Annotated in this window: 23 protein-coding genes; 2 read left to right on the plus strand and 21 right to left on the minus strand. The window is 40.5% G+C overall.

All coding sequences use genetic code 11. The annotated features are described in order from the left end of the window. Nucleotides 1–124: 124 nt before the first annotated feature. The 7 genes from ACJROX_RS17760 to ACJROX_RS17790 all read right to left on the minus strand — a co-directional run bounded on the left by ACJROX_RS17760 (nt 125) and on the right by ACJROX_RS17790 (nt 5,572). Complete coding sequence (locus tag ACJROX_RS17760; RefSeq protein ID WP_408006534.1) at nt 125–838, minus strand: hypothetical protein; 714 nt, start codon at nt 836–838, stop codon at nt 125–127. A 48-nt stretch (nt 839–886) separates the two neighbouring features. After that, on the minus strand, nt 887–1,099 hold the full coding sequence (locus tag ACJROX_RS17765; protein ID WP_408006536.1) for a DUF2768 domain-containing protein: 213 nt from the start codon (nt 1,097–1,099) through the stop codon (nt 887–889). Between the two features lie 357 nt (nt 1,100–1,456). Further along, the gene (locus tag ACJROX_RS17770) at nt 1,457–1,711 is read right to left on the minus strand and encodes a stage VI sporulation protein F (RefSeq protein WP_408006537.1); all 255 of its coding nucleotides are present in this window, start codon (nt 1,709–1,711) and stop codon (nt 1,457–1,459) included. A gap of 72 nt (nt 1,712–1,783) precedes the next feature. Continuing rightward, nucleotides 1,784–2,833 carry an NAD(P)H-dependent glycerol-3-phosphate dehydrogenase gene (locus ACJROX_RS17775; RefSeq protein ID WP_408006538.1) on the minus strand — a complete coding sequence of 350 codons (1,050 nt, stop codon included), beginning with the start codon at nt 2,831–2,833 and terminating at the stop codon, nt 1,784–1,786. Further along, entirely contained in the window at nt 2,833–3,447 is a 615-nt protein-coding gene (gene plsY / locus ACJROX_RS17780; RefSeq protein WP_408006539.1) for a glycerol-3-phosphate 1-O-acyltransferase PlsY, read from the minus strand. Before plsY ends, ACJROX_RS17775 begins: the two co-directional genes overlap by 1 nt. Before the next feature lie 9 nt (nt 3,448–3,456). Further along, on the minus strand, nt 3,457–4,770 hold the full coding sequence (der, locus tag ACJROX_RS17785; protein ID WP_408006540.1) for a ribosome biogenesis GTPase Der: 1,314 nt from the start codon (nt 4,768–4,770) through the stop codon (nt 3,457–3,459). Between the two features lie 193 nt (nt 4,771–4,963). Then, nucleotides 4,964–5,572: a hypothetical protein gene (locus ACJROX_RS17790; RefSeq protein ID WP_408006541.1), complete on the minus strand. Its 609-nt coding sequence runs from the start codon at nt 5,570–5,572 to the stop codon at nt 4,964–4,966. A gap of 136 nt (nt 5,573–5,708) precedes the next feature. Between ACJROX_RS17790 and ACJROX_RS17795 the strand changes: the two genes are divergently transcribed. Continuing rightward, a complete protein-coding gene (locus tag ACJROX_RS17795; RefSeq protein WP_408006542.1) occupies nt 5,709–5,846 on the plus strand; it encodes a YpzI family protein in 138 nt (45 codons plus the stop codon). A 319-nt stretch (nt 5,847–6,165) separates the two neighbouring features. On the opposite strand, the gene rpsA is transcribed toward ACJROX_RS17795, so the two are convergent. From rpsA to prsW, 9 genes are all read right to left on the minus strand, one after another. Next, nucleotides 6,166–7,317 (minus strand): 30S ribosomal protein S1, encoded by a 1,152-nt coding sequence (rpsA, locus tag ACJROX_RS17800; protein WP_408006543.1) that lies wholly within the window; start codon nt 7,315–7,317, stop codon nt 6,166–6,168. Nucleotides 7,318–7,464: 147 nt separating this feature from the next. Then, on the minus strand, nt 7,465–8,046 hold the full coding sequence (locus ACJROX_RS17805) for a lysophospholipid acyltransferase family protein (protein ID WP_408006544.1): 582 nt from the start codon (nt 8,044–8,046) through the stop codon (nt 7,465–7,467). 6 nt (nt 8,047–8,052) lie between these two features. Next, on the minus strand, nt 8,053–8,730 hold the full coding sequence (gene cmk / locus ACJROX_RS17810) for a (d)CMP kinase (protein WP_408006545.1): 678 nt from the start codon (nt 8,728–8,730) through the stop codon (nt 8,053–8,055). Nucleotides 8,731–8,894: 164 nt separating this feature from the next. Further along, the gene (locus ACJROX_RS17815) at nt 8,895–9,107 is read right to left on the minus strand and encodes a DUF5359 family protein (protein WP_408006546.1); all 213 of its coding nucleotides are present in this window, start codon (nt 9,105–9,107) and stop codon (nt 8,895–8,897) included. A 258-nt stretch (nt 9,108–9,365) separates the two neighbouring features. Continuing rightward, on the minus strand, nt 9,366–9,632 hold the full coding sequence (locus ACJROX_RS17820) for a PilZ domain-containing protein (protein WP_408006547.1): 267 nt from the start codon (nt 9,630–9,632) through the stop codon (nt 9,366–9,368). A 25-nt stretch (nt 9,633–9,657) separates the two neighbouring features. Further along, nucleotides 9,658–9,852 carry a flagellar brake domain-containing protein gene (locus tag ACJROX_RS17825; protein ID WP_408006548.1) on the minus strand — a complete coding sequence of 65 codons (195 nt, stop codon included), beginning with the start codon at nt 9,850–9,852 and terminating at the stop codon, nt 9,658–9,660. A 221-nt stretch (nt 9,853–10,073) separates the two neighbouring features. Further along, nucleotides 10,074–11,423 carry a germination protein YpeB gene (gene ypeB, locus ACJROX_RS17830; RefSeq protein WP_408006549.1) on the minus strand — a complete coding sequence of 450 codons (1,350 nt, stop codon included), beginning with the start codon at nt 11,421–11,423 and terminating at the stop codon, nt 10,074–10,076. 15 nt (nt 11,424–11,438) lie between these two features. After that, complete coding sequence (sleB, locus tag ACJROX_RS17835; protein WP_408006550.1) at nt 11,439–12,290, minus strand: spore cortex-lytic enzyme; 852 nt, start codon at nt 12,288–12,290, stop codon at nt 11,439–11,441. Nucleotides 12,291–12,430: 140 nt separating this feature from the next. Further along, nucleotides 12,431–13,117, minus strand: coding sequence for a glutamic-type intramembrane protease PrsW (gene prsW, locus ACJROX_RS17840; protein ID WP_408006551.1), 687 nt, complete (start codon nt 13,115–13,117; stop codon nt 12,431–12,433). Nucleotides 13,118–13,281: 164 nt separating this feature from the next. On the opposite strand from prsW, the gene ACJROX_RS17845 reads away from it, so the two are divergent. Continuing rightward, nucleotides 13,282–14,256, plus strand: a complete 975-nt coding sequence (locus ACJROX_RS17845; protein WP_408006552.1) for an asparaginase — start codon at nt 13,282–13,284, stop codon at nt 14,254–14,256. A gap of 125 nt (nt 14,257–14,381) precedes the next feature. Here the strand turns inward: ACJROX_RS17845 and ACJROX_RS17850 are convergent, their stop codons facing one another. From ACJROX_RS17850 to ACJROX_RS17870, 5 genes are all read right to left on the minus strand, one after another. Next, a complete protein-coding gene (locus ACJROX_RS17850; protein ID WP_408006553.1) occupies nt 14,382–15,371 on the minus strand; it encodes a YpdA family putative bacillithiol disulfide reductase in 990 nt (329 codons plus the stop codon). 462 nt (nt 15,372–15,833) lie between these two features. Next, entirely contained in the window at nt 15,834–17,114 is a 1,281-nt protein-coding gene (locus ACJROX_RS17855; RefSeq protein ID WP_408006554.1) for a Glu/Leu/Phe/Val family dehydrogenase, read from the minus strand. Nucleotides 17,115–17,389: 275 nt separating this feature from the next. After that, the gene (locus ACJROX_RS17860; RefSeq protein ID WP_408006555.1) at nt 17,390–17,989 is read right to left on the minus strand and encodes a genetic competence negative regulator; all 600 of its coding nucleotides are present in this window, start codon (nt 17,987–17,989) and stop codon (nt 17,390–17,392) included. Nucleotides 17,990–18,126: 137 nt separating this feature from the next. After that, the gene (locus ACJROX_RS17865) at nt 18,127–18,903 is read right to left on the minus strand and encodes a metallophosphoesterase (RefSeq protein ID WP_408006556.1); all 777 of its coding nucleotides are present in this window, start codon (nt 18,901–18,903) and stop codon (nt 18,127–18,129) included. Beyond that, entirely contained in the window at nt 18,900–19,295 is a 396-nt protein-coding gene (locus tag ACJROX_RS17870) for a hypothetical protein (RefSeq protein ID WP_408006557.1), read from the minus strand. The genes ACJROX_RS17865 and ACJROX_RS17870 overlap by 4 nt, the downstream gene beginning before the upstream one ends. Nucleotides 19,296–19,495: the final 200 nt, after the last annotated feature.

Below are 19,495 nucleotides of genomic sequence, written 5' to 3' on the forward strand. Positions count from 1 at the left end.
AAATAGTAAGATATGAAGTATTTCTATTTTACCGGCGTTGATGGTACTTCCTATTGAATCGTTTTATTACGTACAAAAAATCCCTCCTTTTCTACACTTTATTGGTAGATAGGAGGGAACATACCTATTTTAGTAAAAAAACAGGTTCATTATCTTCGACTGTATAGGGTACGGAAAACGCAGGAACAAAAGGAGAGTCCTCAACAAGTATATCTCTGATGTCGTCTCCCTTTTTATAGTTATGATCTTTTTTTTCAAGAGCCTGGTACAGATCCATCGAGTAATCGATATATATATTATTCTTATTATCGACGATAAAGGGAAGATGATTACCGGTGAATGGACTTTTTACAGTTGGTTGTTTTTTATAACCTAATTCTTCATGCTTCAAAGTATACCTTTCGTTTGCCAGGACCTTATCATATGGTGGATATTTATGTTTTTGGATATAGAGCCTCAATTTCGTCTTATAATCTTTCACCAGTTCTACAGTTTCCAGATCGACAAGCTTTACCTTCGGATCCTTTTCCACATCCCAGAGGACATATTGATAGACTCCCCCATTTTCGTATGAATTGCCTGGTGGCTCTGACATATATCGAGGTACTAGTTTTCCGAAATTAATAGGGTATTTAACATATATGGGCGTATCCTGATCACGGTTTTCAATTGGAAGGACGCCTGTTGCTTTCCGATATTCGATAACCGCATTCTGGACACTTTTCAGTTGATCTTCATATGGCACACGATTTTGAGCCAATCGCTCTTCAGGATAAAGGCATCCTGAAAGAAGAGTGATTAATAAGCTGACCATCATCAAACGGATTAAAAGTTTCATTGTATCACCTATTTCACTAAGCTGTGGTATGTATGCATTTGTTTAATATCATCCCAGGATTAAACCTGGAACCGGGCCACTGAAGACCACAAACAGGATTAGGATACCGGCTGTAATCATGCAAACATATGCAAATAACGTGACGATAAATTTGAGTATACCGTTCAATTTCATACGACTGAATGTAATCGAAATCACTGCGAAGAACATCAACCCGATCGCCCCGAGTGCTATCCACATTTTTAATAAACCTTCAGACATCTCGATACCTCCTTGATACCGCTATAATTATAGCACATTCTCTTTCTTGTCCATATGGAAAACTGGTTAACATGTAGTTCGTTTATAAGCTTTCCTGACATAAGCAAGCTGTCGCTTGCGGCATCACGCTCTCAGGGTGATACTACTCGTAGAATGATGATTCCATTCGTCACCTTACTTTTGGATGTAAGAAAAGCCTTTTTGATCGTATGTAAAAATTAAAAGCTGAAGAAAAGGGCGCCCCTTTCTTCAGCATGACTAAATAACTATTTCCCACTGCAGCTCAAACTGGCCATTCCATGCTAGTTTATGCAAGATTTATGGATACTGTTTCGCTCAATCGCCTAATTTTTACATTTATCTCTTATTGAACATTTTCGCGATCGAGGTCATGTCCAGAGGGATATTATTATTTTTGATCGCTTTCACAATCTGATCTTCTTTTTCTTTTGAAACCGGGACACCAGCCATACGAGATACCTGTGAAATCAATTGTCTGATTGTTTTCTCATCACTTAAATTAGCACCTTGCACAGAATCTGCTAATTTGAAAATGTCTTCTTTTTTCACACCCGTTTTTTTCTCAATGTCATCCATAAAATTTCTGTCCATCGAAGTCCTCCTCACACGTAACATTCATAATATCCTATGCGAGATGAAAGACTTCGTGAGCTCTATTCAGGATTAATTTTCGTATAAGGTATATCGATCAGAAACCAGAGAACTAAGATCTTCAGATTCATGTGTACGGCTTCGTCTCATCAACGAATCAACTGCTTCTTTCGGAGACTTGGAGTCAAATAGGACTTGATAAAGTTCATTTGTAATCGGCATTTCAACGCCTTCCTTTTGGGCAAGCTGATAAGCCGCTTTTGTTGTCCTGACCCCTTCAACGACCATGCCCATATTTTCAAGGACCTCTTCCAGGGAATTACCCTTTCCAAGCAGATTTCCTGCACGCCAGTTACGGCTGTGTACACTTGTACATGTAACGACAAGGTCCCCGATACCGGAAAGCCCCGCAAATGTCAACGGTTTAGCCCCCATAAATGTACCAAGTCTTGCAATTTCCGCTAACCCTCGTGTCAATAGCGCAGCTTTGGCATTATCTCCATAGCCAAGACCATCTGAAAGGCCTGCCCCAAGGGCGATGATGTTCTTCAAAGAACCTCCGAGTTCGACACCCACAATATCAGGATTCGTATAAACACGGAAATTCGGGTTTATAAACAAGTCTTGAATCTCTTCAGCAACCTTTATGTTTTTTGAAGAGACCGTGACAGTTGTAGGTTGTCTTAAGCTGACTTCTTCAGCATGACTTGGTCCAGAAAGTACAACCACTGCCTTACGCAACGTTTCTGGAATTTCGTCTTCGATGATTTCAGACACTCTGAAGAGAGTATCAGGTTCAATACCTTTACTTGCATGCACAAGTGTTACTGGTTCAGTGAAGATCTCTTTCAACTGTCCCAGTACTTCCCGGATTCCTTTTGTAGGCGTAACCAGGAGTATCGTATCTATATCCTTGACAGTTTCCTCCAAATCGTTTGTTGCCACCACGTTTTCAGGGAGTTCTATGTTAGGTAGGTATTTGTTGTTCGTATGTTTTGTATTGATTTCTTCCACTTGTTCAGACCTTCGCGCCCAAATACGAACATCATGTTCATTATCAGCTAATACTAATGCAAGGGCGGTCCCCCAGCTCCCCGCTCCAATAATAGCAACTTTTTTCATCAACCGGTCACTTCCTTCTTTTGTCCAAGTTTACTTTCCGTTCCTTTTACAAGACGTTGGATATTTTGTCTATGACGCCATAATGATAGTAATCCGATTATGGTAGCCAATATAATATAATTCGTATTGTAGGTATCAAATATCATGGTAAGGACCGGAGTTAAAAACATGAAAATAAGTGAGCCTAATGAAACATATCTTGTGAAAGCGATGATAAGTATGGCAACAATACCAGAAATAAGTGCTGGAATGAAAACGAGTATAGCAAACACGCCGATTGTCGTCGCCACGCCTTTACCGCCGCGAAAACCATAATAGATCGGCCAGTTATGTCCAATGATGGCAAACAACCCAGCGATAAATGCAATCCATCCCTCGACACCTACAAGGTAACTTAATAATACGGCAACGATCCCTTTTGAGGCATCGAGTAAAAGAACAGTTATGGCAGGTCCCCAGCCAAGTAACCTCAATGTGTTGGTAGCCCCTGCATTCCCGCTGCCTTGCGTACGGATGTCTATCTTCTTGATTTTTTTGGCAATCAGATAGCTGAAGCTTATTGATCCAATCAAATAGCCAATGAGACTGACCACGATTATGTTAACAAGTTCCATAAGTTCCCCCTATTCATTTTTCCGTCGTGCAATGATACGAATTGGAGTTCCCTTAAATCCAAATGCTTCCCGGATACGATTTTCAATGAATCTTTTGTAAGAGAAATGAAGCAGCTCTGGATCGTTGACAAATAAAACAAAGGTCGGCGGTTTTGTCGCTACCTGTGTTACATAGTTGATTTTCAGGCGTCTTCCTTTGTCTGTAGGAGTAGGATTCATCATGACCGCATCCATGACCACATCGTTCAGTACGTTGGTCTTGACACGCATCGCATGGTTCTCCGCTACAGTATCGATCATCGGCAAGAGTGTGTGCAGGCGTTGCTTCGTCTGTGCGGATACGAATACGATCGGTGCATAATCAAGAAACAAGAAATGATCCCTGATTTTTTGTTCGAATTCCCGCAGTGTCTTATCATCCTTTTCAATGGCATCCCACTTATTGACGACGATCACGACTGCACGTCCTGCTTCATGCGCGTATCCAGCGATTTTCTTATCTTGTTCGATGATCCCCTCTTCAGCATTTAATACGACAAGGACCACATCCGAACGATCTATCGCTTTAAGTGCTCTTAATACACTATACTTTTCTGTAGACTCATACACTTTTCCTTTTTTACGCATGCCAGCCGTATCGATAATCACATATTCCTGACCATCCCGGGTGAACCTCGCATCAATGGCATCCCGTGTCGTGCCAGCAATGTCACTGACGATTGCACGTTCCTTTCCAACTATAGCGTTCACCAAAGAAGATTTCCCGACATTCGGCCGCCCGATCAGTGAAAACTTGATGGTAGATTCATCATAATCATCAATTTCTTCCTTCGGAAAATGCTTGATTACTTCATCGAGCATGTCACCAAGTCCTAGACCATGTGCCCCTGAAATCGCAACCGGTTCACCAAAACCAAGTGAATAGAATTCATACACCTCGCTCATCCGTTCAGGGTTATCGATTTTGTTCACAGCTAACACGACAGGTTTTTTTGAGCGAAACAAGATTTGTGCGACTTCTTCATCAGCAGCAGTGATCCCTTCGCGCCCGTTGACCATGAAAATGATGACTTCAGCTTCGTCGATAGCGATTTCAGCTTGTTGCCGCATTTGTTTCAACAGGGGTTCATCACCAAGATCTATCCCCCCGGTATCGATAATATTAAACTCTGTGTTCAACCACTCCGCTGAGCTGTAAATTCGATCACGTGTCACCCCAGGTTTATCTTCAACAATAGCTAAACGATCTCCGATTATGCGGTTGAAAATCGTAGACTTTCCGACGTTAGGTCTTCCTACAACTGCTACGACCGGTTTACGCATATAATCACTTCCTTTTCTAAGTACAGCAAATCTACGCTGCACGTATATTCCGGTTTTGTATGTATGTGGGCTGTTCAATGTAACTTTCCCTTTACTGAAAAGAGAAGGTTTTGGACAAAATCAGAACTCATTTATTTTAGCAAAAAACAGTTATTGTCACAACATTTGAAAATTCATGTAAGAAAGCTTATACCTATTGAGCATTTTGTTTCACATGCTTGAAAGGCCTGTCTATTCTCATCCTTATCCTGCCTGCAAAATCCTCGTAGACCGTCCACAGAAAAACGATAAGACACGACAAACTTAAAATATCAAGAAAAATAAAAGAACCGATTATATATTCGGGGGCAAGATCGTTAAATAAAAAAATATAGGCTATTTCTCCATGGGCATAGCCTGTAATAAGCACGGGAAGCCTGCTGTGAAATCTTTTCGTCATGAATAAAACGACCAGAGAAAGAGGAATGGCAATGAAAAAATTCAAATCTACAAAAATCCAAACTGGATCATACACGACGATGAAGTGCATTCCAACATAACATAAAGAAATAAGGATGCTCACAAAAATGGAATACCAAAGCTCGGTGAAGTTTTGCAATCCAAGATAAGAATAACTGATAAAGATCATGATAAAAAGTGTCGAGTTTACAAGTTGACCATCAATGTTCAAAGTAATGCCCGAGCAATAAATCAACACTAAAAGCAATGCTGATAAGAGAAATCTTTGCTGTGTTTTCGAAATCAGAAAAGTTGTTATCGTCCAACCGATCCATGCAAACCAATAAAATAAATTTCCTTCCATACAAAGATCCCAACCTTACTTACAGTTTCTATTAAAAGTATGGAAAAAAGAACTCCTTTCTAAACCTTCTCGATTGGTGAAGGGCTGAATAGAAATAACGCTTTTCCGAAAAACTATCATTAAAGGAGTGATATGCATGGGAAAAGACCGGCAAGAAAAAAAGCTGAAGCAATCCAAACGTGTTGAATCAGATCGTGACCAGGCTTTGCATTATGAAGGAGCTTCAAGAATTGACACACCGGAGGAAGCGCGTGAAGATAATCGGGGAAGATAAGGAAAGAAAAATGGAATCGCCCTGGGAGCTACAAAGGTCACTCGAATGCCGACGAGGAGGCTGTCGCCTCAGGAGGTCTGAAGTGATCCAAGTGACTGGTCGCTGAGCTAGACATCACTTCTCTTCATTCCGATTTTTTACAGTCTTAGACTTATACTGAATGCCTCTTCGTTCGTTCCTCACTATGGGGTCTCGCCTGGCTCGCTTTTCCCGCAGTTTCATTCAAAAACATTAAAAATTCAACAAAGCCATACTTAACAAAATAAAGGGCTGATCCTCTGCTTCCTGCCGAAGCGTCGAATCAGCCCATTCCTTATATTTACTTATACTTTTTAAGTTGATCGCCAATCATATCTCCAAGTGAGAAACCAGTATTGCCATCAGTTTCCTTGTTATACTCTGGATCGATTTTAGATGGGCGGTTTTCTTCCTCTAATGTTGCCCGGATGCTAAGAGATACACGCTTTTCATCAGGGTTGACGTCCAGTACTTTAACTTTGACTTTGTCACCCTGTTCGAGAACCTCACTTGGTGTTCCGATATGCTTATTAGCAATCTCGGAAATGTGAACAAGCCCTTCTACACCAGGTGCTACTTCAACGAAAGCACCGAAAGAGACGAGACGCTTTACTGTCCCATCAACAACCTGACCTTTTTGAAGAACTTCACTTACATTGTCCCAAGGTCCAGGCAGCGTTTCTTTGATGGAAAGCGAAATACGCTCATTATCGCGGTCTACTGAAAGTACTTTTACTTTGACTGTATCGCCTTCCTTGACTACTTCAGACGGAGTTTCCACACGATGATGCGCTAATTGTGAAATATGGACAAGGCCATCGATTCCACCGATATCAACGAATGCACCGAAGTCAGTAAGTCGTTGGACTGTACCTTCCAATACTTGACCTGCTTCTAATGATTGGAGAACATCTTGTTTTTTCGATTCTTCCTGCTCTTCTAAAACAGCACGATGAGACAAGATGAGTTTATTATTTTCTTCCTCAAGTTCTACGATTTTCACCTCTAATGTCTTACCTTTATAGGAAGAGAAATCTTCTACAAAGTGTTTTTCAACTAGAGAAGCCGGGATGAAACCACGGACGCCAAGATCTACCACAAGACCACCTTTTACGACATCAGCAATCTCGACCTCTAACGTTTTGTTTTCTTCCTTCGCTTCTTTCAACTCAGACCATGCCTTTTCAGCAGAAATCGCGCGCTTGGAAAGTACAAGTTCTTCCTCTGTTAGTTTGATCACCTTAAGAGTCAATGTATCTCCATCAGATAAGACATCACTAACTTTTTCGACATGCAAGCTTGAAAGCTCACTGATCGGCAGGATTCCATCCATCTTATACCCTGCATCAATCAATGCATGTTTTTCCTCAACCTTTGTAACCGTACCTACTACGATATCACCAAGTTCCAAAGGTTTAATTTCTGAAAGTTCTTGATTCATTTCATCAGTCATTGGCTTTACCTCCTTAAGTGTCTAAACGAAGAGAAAACATATATTAGACCCTCCACGTTGTGAAAGAGTATGTATAAGGTTCATTTCCCTTTACTCTAACTTCTTATAAATAGCGTTTTTTGTCAAGTAACTAAACTCCGATATTCATTACTTATTCGCTTCGTATAACTTCCGTATTTCTTCCATGATTTTTTCTGTTGCAACCTTTGCGGAAGCCTTTTGTTCTTTCAATTCAGAAAAATCAATCGGTGACCCATAAACGATTTTTACTTCCTTGAACAATTTATATGGCCCTATGATTGCACAAGGAACGACCTTCGCATCAGTTTTCAATGCAAAGAATCCAGCACCTGCAAGTCCGTCCGCTATGGATCCAGTTTTACTCCGTGTCCCCTCTGGAAACAGACCAACAGCTTTCCCATTACGCAATAATTCCAAACCTCGTCTTAAAGCTTGTTTGTCGCTCATACCTCTTCGAACAGGGAATGCGTGGATACCCGGAAGAATGCTTTTCAATACAGGGACTTTAAAGAGCTCTGCTTTCGCCATGAAATGGACTGTACGGCCGGATGAACAACCGACAAGAGGCGGGTCCAGAAAGCTGATATGATTCGTACAGATCAGGACGCCATCCTCCTTAGGTACGTTTTCAAGACCGCTCACCCTCAATTTATATCCCGCAAAGAAAATGCCATTGAATAAATTACGCCCTAAATTATAAAGATTCACCCGCCATCAAACCCTTTCGTTTTCTCGCACGATCTGAAGAATCGCTTCGACGACATCATCAATTGACATCGTTGTGGTATCAAGTTCAATTGCATCTTCCGATTTCATTAATGGTGAGGCTTCACGTTTAGAGTCTAGTTCATCTCTCTGTTCGATCTCACGTTTTATTTGTTCGAGATCTGAAGGAATCCCTTTGGCCACATTCTCCTCATGCCTTCTCTTCGCTCTTTCATCAACTGATGCAATTAAGAAGATCTTTACCTGCGCATCTGGAATTACGTGCGTTCCTATATCACGGCCATCCATGACAACCGATTGTTCCCGGCTTAATTCCTGTTGGCGTTTGACCATTTCAATTCGTACTGCTGGATGCTTCGCAACTTCAGATACATTGTTCGTAACTTCCGAAGTTCTGATTTCTTCCGTCACATCTTCCCCATCTAACACGACGAACTGTTGATCCGATTTTTTTTGAAGGCCGATTTTTGTCGTCTTCAGTATATCTTTCAGTGCATTTTCATCACTCACATCGATATCATTGCGAAGTGCTTTCAATGTTATAGAACGATACATAGCACCTGTATCGATATAAACATACGATAATATGTCAGCCACTTTTTTGGCGACAGTGCTTTTTCCTGCTCCTGCAGGTCCATCAATGGCAATTCTCATAAAGTTACTCATAGTTCCTCCTGCTACCTTTGACAAATCTAATTTTAAAATGATTCGAGGCAGATAGGCATTTTTCTGCCCATATCACAGTGAAACTTGGCCCTTTTAAGGAAACCATAAGGCTCCAAGTGCCAAGTTCGATGGTGACATTATACCTCAAAATCATAATAATACTTTCAATTTTCAACCCCTTCATCATACCATAGGAAATTTGAGCGGTCTATCGCTTCAACGGTCTCTCCACTGCTCCCTTTTGTAATTCCTTCATATTCATATAAACGATTGAAATAAGTGCCAAAGTCCCAATTAAATAAAAGATATTGGGCAGCAATAAGAAATATCATCTGACAAATGATCAACTTGATCAATACACGTTCAATCAACTTCATCGGTTAATCGCATCCTCAGTATGTTCTTATCACTATCGTTTCCAAAATAAGGCTTCTCTAATACGAAAGATAGGAAACCAACGATTACCTGACTATAATAATCCTTTTTTCTTCAGCATTAATTGCTCCTCGAAACAAAAACGCAACATATGCTGCTTATCTTGCTCGGATATTTTGAGGAACTGCAAAGGCGCTTTATCCCTTTTTCCTTTTTCCCCTTTTATGACTCGGATGACTTTTGCTTTTTGGTTTATGTATTTATGTCGTTCTTTTAAGGGTAACACCATCCAGCAATATTCCAACTTTCAATTGATACCGCTCTGGCATGATGACTGCACAACCGCCTGCACTTACATCAGAAGTAATGCAAGCGAAAGGTTGAAATTGGCGCTCTGTCGGATGGATTGATACATCTATTGCCGTTTCAACTCGTACGAATTCCCGTCTCTGGATCTTCTCCAAATTGGTTGAACCAGGAAAGGATAAGATGAGCAACGGTATATGTTCTTTTTTCCGATCTGTCATTTCAGTATGGAACTTATTTGTAATTTTAACTTTTGTCGTAAAATGTGCATAAAATTTTGTTCTTAACCATGAAAAATTCCGATTTGTTTGTGCGAAGGTCGGATGGATAAGTAACGAGTAAATGATCCCCCCTGATATCTTCGACTTTACATTGGAACTTTTGCGGTTCTTGCCCTGTTTTCCGGATTTCGAGAAAAAGGGTATCACCGATTTTGATCATGGCATATCCCCCTCACCTTTTATTCTTTAGGTCATTTATTTCATTTTAACAAGAAAAGGAAAAGCAAAATTTGCTTTTCCTGATTCTTAATTCACTATAGGTTAGGATAATTTGGCAGCAAGGAGTCATTCGATTTAGTGGCCAATTTTAGCAAAATAGTATAAACGCAACTAAGTCTCTGCCTTCGCCTCAACCAATCGCCATCGGCAAGTTTCATTTACCTACATACTGTTGACTGGTGTATTAGGGTCATCCAGTTTTTTTACTTTTTCTTCCATTCCTGTGCTGGCATTAATGAAAATTCGGAATGTCTCATTACCCATTGTTGCTAAGAACTCATAGCAATGAACCTCTTCACCAAGATCATTCGTGATGATTCCCTGGTGTGTTTCCATGATTTTAAGCTTCGGATTCAACTTACCTTGTGCTTCTTTTTGGGAAATAGCCGGAGAAGTGATTTTCCGATCTTTTTCACCAATCAGATAGTTCATTCCTTCATAGCCAATGATATCACCGGTATCAAGGGCTACTTTGATCGTTACTGTTTGGGGATAGATCCGTACATCATCCTGCTTTTTCACATAAGTGTAGATTCCAATGTTTTCAAATTGGTTGCTCGTTGACATTTCCATCTTATCCATTGCATGCTGGTTCAAGAATTGTACTGCTTTTTCACTTCCCTGATATAAGCTGATCTTAGCATCTTTAACCTTTCGATCTTCTAGTATCCAGGTTGGATGACCGCCTTTTTTGGTCAGTTCCATATAGATGTTGGAATCGCTCTTTGGTTCATTGACAGAGATGCGGTATGCCTCATATGGAGAACCTTTTCCGTTTTCCTCTACAATCACTTTACTGTTCTTATCCAGCTTAAGGTACTTGATAGCAAGGTTCTTAGCCTCTTCTTTCGTGATTTGCTTACCACTCAAGGCTTTATATTTATTATCTTCAAATTCGGTGATCTTCGTCATTTCCGGACCCCAGTTCACTTCTGAGTAACCTTCGACAGATTTGTCGACTGTTTTGAGCCCATTGATGACTGTATTGTCCATCGGATCGTTTTCTGTGGCAAGTGCCAATTCGACGTCCATCCATCTTAGATTTTCCTTCATGACAGTCGATTGCACATTTCGTAATTCATTTTTGATTTCGGTAGCGTTTTTATGCAAACCTTCAAGAGTAGCATACTCTTTATCAGAGAGTGGTTTCTTCTCCAAATCTCTGATTGCGATTCGATAACTGAACTCTCCGATTTTCGTCAAGAATTCTTCCGTTTTATTAAATGGAAGCAGTGCTAATGGCAGTTGCCCCACATCGTTATGTGCCTCCGAAGTCAATCGCCATACCTCTGCAAGTGAGGGGGAAATCTGTTGCCGGGAATTCATAGCTAATGTGGTTCCGATCTTTTCTTCTAATGCATCGATATGGAAATTCAAATCATGGAATGCTCGTTGATAGTTATTTTCAGCGTTGATAAGGATCGCGTTTTTTTCTTGATGTTCTTTATATCCCCAATAGCCGGTACCGATTACTGCAATAGCCAATATCGTTATTAAGATTGTTCTGATCATGTCTCTTCACCTCCATTATTTAGCAAAAATATGCTTTCCGATTTGGGTAACTTGTGAACGTGTCCAAATCCAACCGGATGTAGCAGTATCAGGATTGAAATAATAAATACATCCGTCCGAAGGATCCCAACCATTGATGGCGTCAATAACTGCTTTTTTCGCTTGCTCATTTGGTGTAAGCCAGATTTGTCCATCTGCTACAGCAGTGAACGCTCGTGGTTCAAATATAACGCCTGAAATGGTATTTGGAAAAGAAGAGCTTTCAATACGGTTGAGAATGACTGCAGCTACAGCGACCTGGCCAACATAGGGCTCACCACGGGCTTCACCATAAACCGCATTCGCCATTAGCTGAATATCGTTCTCTGAATAACCGCTTGGTACATTCTTCCCTTGTTTCGGCTTTTGTTGTTTAGGTTGTGCTTTTCCCCCTTGTCCTGATGGTTGCTTTGCAGGGGCTTTACCTTTCTGGGTCTGTTTTTCTAGTGGTGTTCCACCGTAATGGGTGAATTTCTTTCCTTTTTGAATATTCTTTTTTACAAACCCTTCATGATACTGTGACGCATTCGCGAGTTTCAATTTTGTCGTTGGACCGGCAAGTCCATCCACCTTCAACCCAAACTCATACTGGAAGTTTCGAAGTGCCCAGTATGTACCCCAACCAAATACCCCATCAATTTTCCCATTATAAAACCCTAAATATTGCAATCTCGATTGGAGTTCGATTACATCTTCACCCGTTGCGCCATGCTGGATCACTTGAGCAGTGAACGCGTCTGTTTTATCAATATGCACAGCGCTCAACAACGGAATGACCAATAGTATCAATGATAAGCATACTTTTACGAACAAATTTCCACTTTTCATCATTACAGCCTCCTGTTGCATCCTGTATAACTTTTCAATGTTCGTAGTTTCTGTCATTGAAGTGATTTTATACAAAGAGAAAAATCAATAGAAAAAACCTGGTCATCAAGTGGACGACCAGGCATATACGAAAAGAGAAATCAATTTACTGCTCCATGATTTTGTTGTTCATAATTTTCCTGTGAAACACCTTGTGCATACTTGATTTTTCTCAAACCTAACCACCATAAAAAGATCATGAAAGGCAGCATGAAAACCATCCATTTTTGCATCAGTGATAAAATGATATAGTCATAAAACCCATGAAAGAATATCGGTACTAATAATGAAGATATTAAAAATAACCTTTTGGAATACACTTTTTCAGACGATTTACCCCTTGAAAGATAATATCCCATAATCACTCCGAATAATGCATGACTCGGAACGGGGAGTAACGCTCTGATCATTGCTGTTTCAATTCCATTCGCCAATAAATACAATACATTTTCAGCTGTAGCAAACCCTAAGGAAATCGAGACACCATAAATAATACCATCATAAGGATCATTGAAATCGATATGTTGATATGCTGCAAAATAAAGAAGGAACCATTTGAAAAATTCCTCTAAAAAACCCGAAACGAAGAATGCATCTATCCATCCTGTAACTTGCAACTCTTCATAAATGCCAAACTGCAATACCATCACTGGAAATACGAGAAGGACACCTATGATAAAGGTTCGTAACACCATTAAGATCGGCTCAGGCTTATATTTTTCTTTTAAATAGAAAAATGACAGCAAGGCGAGACCTGGAGCGATCCCTGCAGATATGACAGTAAACATTTACATCGTCCCGTTTCCAATCCATTTTTTTCTATGGTATCACGAACAGCCATGATTTTGTTATATTAATTAATAGCTATTGAAAGAAACAAGGTTTAGACGGATGCATTCAAACATGTTATGTTAAGTGTTTGAGAATACATTTTGGAATGAGGTTGAGATTCATGAAAGAAATTCTTGTAATTCATACGGGCGGGACAATCGCAATGAGTGAGGATAAAGAAACCGGTAAAGTCATTCCTGGAGATGTCAATCCCCTTCATGAGACCTATGCACTTCTTTCCCACATTGCGAAGGTTACGATGGATGATTTCTTAAATCTGCCATCTCCTCATATCACACCAGCGCATATGATCAAACTGTCGAACTATATACATATGAAAATCAAACAAAAAGCCTTCGACGGAATCGTGATCACACACGGAACAGATACACTTGAAGAAACAGCTTATCTCCTGGACTTGCTACATGATGACGAGATCCCAATCATAGTGACGGGTGCAATGCGTTCCAGTAATGAATTAGGTTCAGATGGACCCCATAATCTCATAACATCCGTAAGGGCAGCTGCCAGTGATGATGCGAAAGGCAAAGGAGTATTGGTTGTATTCAATGATGAGATCCATGCTGCTAAGAATGTTACTAAAACCCATACGAGCAATATTGCGACTTTCCAGAGTCCTCAATCCGGTCCTATCGGAATCATTACTAAACGGGGTGTGTTGTTCCACCATAACCTCGTCCATCGTGAGCATTATGACACGTTAAGTCTTTCGAAGAATGTCGTCTTGTTAAAAGCATATGCGGGCATGCAAAAGGAGCTGCTACAAGCTGTTCGTACTATGGAAATTGATGGGCTTGTCATCGAAGCATTGGGACAAGGTAATCTCCCTCCTGACTTGATGGAGGAGATTGGTCATTTCATTGACAATCAGATTCCAATTGTGATGGTATCCCGCTGTTTCAATGGAATCGTTCAAGACAACTATAGTTATGAAGGTGGGGGACGTAATCTGAAAGACCGCGGTGTAATATTGACTAATGGATTGAATGGCCCAAAGGCTCGCTTGAAGCTGATGGTGACATTGGAAATGAACTACAATATGGAACAATTGAGAGCGGCATTTTTATCAAATTGAATGGAAAAGCGCAAACAAACGCCCTGGTCAGACACGAAGGCCTACGCGGAGGCTGAAGTGATCCAAGTGGTTGGGCATTTGAGCTAGACATTACTTCTAAGAAAAAAGGACTGTACCAATCCAGGTCAGTCCTTTTTTTCGTTCCTATTCAATAATTCGTTTGCAATCAATCCTCCATGGAATCGACCATTTTCAATAAAAATCTCATTTGCATTATTGCCTGCCGCAATTACACCCGAAATAAAAATGCCATTTACGTTTGTTTCCATCGTTTCAGGATTGAACAACGGTCTTCCCGATTCTACCTCAATCCCTACCCCCATTTTCGTTAAAAACGTATGATCAGGATGATATCCTGTCATTGCAAAGACAAAATCATTCGGAATCTCTTTCAGTCCACCATTGATCTCATAAACCAGTGTCTTTTCTTTAATTTCGATAACCTTGGCATTGAACTCCATCTTCACCTTTTCATTTCTGACCAACGCTTCGAATTCAGGCAGGATCCACGGTTTTATACTCCCTGAATACTCAGAACCTCTATATAAGACAGTTACCCGAGCTCCGACCTTCTCCAATTCAAGGGCAGCATCAACAGCTGAATTTTTCCCTCCGATGACAGTAACATCACGATCAAAATATGGATGGGCCTCTTTAAAGTAATGGAATACTTTATCAAGGTCTTCTCCAGGCACACCCATGTAATTCGGATGATCATAATATCCCGTAGCAATGATGACATAAGGTGTTTCGTAAGTCTGTTCGTCTTCATTCTGTTTCTTAGAACGTATGATAAACAGGCCGTCTTCTCGTTTAACTACACTCATGACTTCTTCAAATGCATGGATGGTGAGCCTTTTCCTTTTTACGACTTCCCGGTAATAAGATAATGCCTGGTTCCGTTTAGGTTTCCGTTGTTCGATGACAAATGGCACGTTTCCGATTTCAAGCTTTTCACTCGTACTAAAAAACTGCTGATGGGTTGGATAATTATAAATCGAATTGACAATGTTCCCTTTTTCAATGACGATTGGTTTCAGACCGATCTCCTCTAAAGCAATCGCTGCAGAAAGGCCGCAGGGACCACCGCCGACAATGATAGCGTCAGCTTGCATGGTTTCCTTCACTCCTAATGACAACTTCACACTATATTATTCTTCTTCCTCGAGCTGTTAACCACTTTTACCTTTGGCTATGATGTAAAGCTCTAATATCCTTAATTGTTGATATCTGCGAAATTCACTCCCTTTCCGCGGTCTGAAGAAAAGCGAAAGCGACCCGCATAGTCACGTAGGTCACTGGAAAACTGACGAGGAGACTCGAACCAAACAAAGATTTGGTTCTGTGTGGGTATACGCTTCGACATAAATCAATGTGTCGGCCACCGCAGGAAGTTTGAAGTGATCCAAGTGACTGGCCGCTGAGCTGGACATCACTTCTCTGCATCCAAAATTGCGGGTCGAATTTCGCTTAAGGAATTTTCTAAAAAAATCAACATTTAGATAGGGAAAACAAAAATTCCCCTATCATACATATTGATGATAGGGGATATTAACATTCGTTTCAACTGAATTGCCTTAGATCCATCCACGGAAACGGGATGCTTCCGCCATTTTACGGACACCGATCATATAGGCCGCTAGTCTCATGTTCACTTTTCGGTTGGTTGCGGTTGTCAAAATATTATTGAAAGCTTTGACCATGACTTGCTCAAGCTTTTCTTCCACTTCTTCTTCCGTCCAATAATATCCTTGATTGTTCTGCACCCATTCAAAATAAGAAACCGTGACGCCGCCTGCACTTGCAAGTACATCCGGTACAAGAAGAATATCTCGCTCAGTAAGTATGTTTGTAGCTTCGATCGTTGTAGGACCATTCGCCGCTTCTACGACAATCGATGCTTTGATGTTATGAGCATTGTGTTTTGTTATTTGGTTTTCAATCGCTGCAGGAACGAGAATGTCACAATCCAATTCAAGGAGTTCCTGGTTTGTGATTGTTTCTTTGAACAATTTTGTCACAGTACCGAAACTGTCACGACGATCAAGCAAATAATCGATGTCTAATCCATCAGGGTCATGCAATCCGCCATAAGCATCTGAAATACCGATGACTTTTGCACCTGCATCATACATGAACTTCGCCAAGAAACTTCCCGCATTACCAAACCCTTGGATGACCACTCTAGCGCCTTCTAGGTTGATCCCCTTTTTCTTCGCTCCTTCACGGATACAGATCGTAACCCCTTTAGCTGTGGCTGATTCGCGTCCGTGTGACCCACCGAGCACCAATGGTTTCCCTGTTATGAACCCTGGAGAATCGAATTCACGGATACGGCTGTACTCATCCATCATCCATGCCATGATTTGTGAGTTCGTAAATACGTCAGGTGCTGGTATATCCTTTGTCGGTCCAACGATCTGACTGATTGCACGGACATAGCCGCGACTTAAGCGTTCCAGTTCGCGGAAAGACATATCTCTCGGATCACATATGATCCCGCCTTTCCCTCCACCATAAGGCAAGTCCACAATCCCTGCTTTCAGACTCATCCAGATGGAAAGAGCCTTTACTTCTGTTTCGGTTACATGCGGATGGAATCGAACCCCGCCCTTTGTCGGACCAACTGCATCATTGTGTTGAGCACGATAGCCAGTGAATATTTTTATAGAACCGTCATCCATCCTGACTGGGATTCGTACAGTCATCAATCGGACTGGTTCTTTAAGTAGCTCATATACCTCCTCTGGGTAACCCAGCTTATCTAATGCATCATTAATTACAGTTTGTGTAGATATCAATACGTTGTCTTGTCCATTTTTTTCTTGTTCATTATCTGAAGTATTGTTGGCAGACATGGTTTACCTCCCGTGATAATACCAATAAAAGTATGATTTCAATTTCTCAATGCATAGTATACACCCTACTAGGCGTAATGAGAAGTGATATCTGCAAGTTTTCCTGTTATATTTTGAAACCGCTTTCTCCAGTGTTTATTGCTTATTTATTAACAATACCCTGAATTTGAAAAATTAAGCCATACAACATCAATTTATTACAGTCTAACCGGATTATAGCTGTAAGTGGAACAGAAAAGGGCTGGGCACTATTCATATCTGCCAGCCCTTATGTTTCATTCACTATTTTTTAAAAAGTATCTGTTGATTTGTTCCATTGAATTCCCTTCCATGATCAACTTTCCATATTCTCTTACACGCCATTTCGTGATCGTAGAAGGACTTCCAAATTCAGATAAAAGTGCGACGAACATATCGACATCAAGGAATTCATACTCTTCTTCTTCAAACGAAATGTAATAATGTCCGTTATAATAAGTAATTTCTCCACCGGTGATCCCTAACTGGTAGACTCTTGAAGCAAGTGCAATTATATCATCGAAGCCTTTAAATTCATATATGATATCATCGCTTATATCCATTGTCACTTGTAATTCTAAGTACTCATCATCGTAATCTTCATCATCACTTGTTGCTTGCCCTTTCGTTACAATGACTACCATTCCTTGAGCAGGCAAAGAAAACACTTCAACGGCGATTGGACCATCTGCTTTGAATCCAAGTTCGTCATCTGCTTCAAGCATCATATCCCTGAATAATTCATGGACCTTAGGCAGGTCTTGCCACATTTCTTCTTTAGAGATGCCGCGCTCGTCTAAATCATCCAAAGTTAAAAACACTTTAATTTTATTATATGTTAAACGCTCCAGTCGCATATATGGTCCTCCTCAACAGCAATACTCCACCTTTCTCTACACTATATGATGGCGATTACAGAAGGTTCTTGGTGGTCATGTAGTTCTGAAAAGTTCTTGATCTGCAGTATGGAGGATTGCTTGAAATCCAGGAACAGCTATTTACTTTTTCGAAATAAAGTGAGCACATGGGTTTCAGCTGGTGCACAGAGTCTTAATGGAAGCTTTGTGTATCCGAAACCATTACTTATGAATACTTTGGTGTGCCCATGCTCTTTAAAGCCGCCTCTTTCAGCAATCCCCCATTTGAATAAACGGATCTGTCCCCCATGGGTATGGCCGCTCATTACCAATCCGATTTCATGTTTCTTCTGAATCTTTTCGACAATTGAAGGATTATGACTGGCGAGGATCTTGAAGCTTGTCTCCCTTTCATCTGCATCAGCGACAGCTAATTCCAACTGATCCCGTTCCATAGTCGGATCATCGGTACCCAAAAGTGTAAGTGTCTCTTCTCCTGCTTCAAAGCGTGTACAAGTATTATCAAGAACCATGACTCCTTTTTCTCTGAGAAGTACATCCAACTTACGAAAATCTGCTTCATAATCATTATTCCCCCATACGAAATAATTAGGTGCAATCTTTGAAAGTTGGTCTAAGTTTCTTGAAACACGCTCGAATGGAACTCCTCTTTCCATTAAATCCCCGCCAATAATGACGAGATCAATAGAATCGTCTATTTGTTCCAGTAATTTATCATCAATCTCCCGTGTATGGATATCTGAAATAAAAAAAACCTTTAAGCCATTGAAGCTTTCAGGAAAATCATCTAGGTAGAGTTTGTGGGTTTTCACCACAATCCGATGGGCTTCATGCCACATATAAGCAAGCAATATCAGTCCTAAGCCCACCAATAAAACTAAAATAATGATCATTCTGCACCTTCCTGTTCCCGTTCGATAACTTTACGTTGAGATAACGAAATAATACCATAAATAACGGAACAAGGTAAGAATATCAAAATAAGAATCTGGTTCATACGATAGAGAGAAAACATACTCACCAGGACGAGTGCACAATAAATAATACCCACCAACAAAGATTGGGTGCTCCTGTGTTTAAAATCTGCGATGACCGTTTTGATCATAATGCCATATGCTATAACACCGATGAGTGCCAAAAAGGATGAAACGACAAAATGAAAAGGGTTCAAGATCAAGCTCGAAACCCATTGCATAAATTCATCATACGACGCAGTCGGGATATCATTTACAACAGTATACAATGATAAATAACCGATCAATAATGCGATGATTCGTTTAAACACAAAAATCCCTCCCCTATACCGTATGAAAAGGGAAGGAATTTCATGTTTTCAATCTTCCTTTATATCAAGAACTCGAAAACCGGAGGCTTCAAGTTTTCTTATGAATTTATCAATGTTCTGTTGTTTTTCGACTTTCATGACGATCCTTCTGACGAACTTATCCGTTTCGTCAAAGGTTGCAAGAGATATGATATTTTCAT

Origin of the sequence: Pseudalkalibacillus sp. A8, assembly GCF_045920555.1 — a bacterium.
Classification (GTDB): Bacteria; Bacillota; Bacilli; order Bacillales; family Fictibacillaceae; genus Pseudalkalibacillus.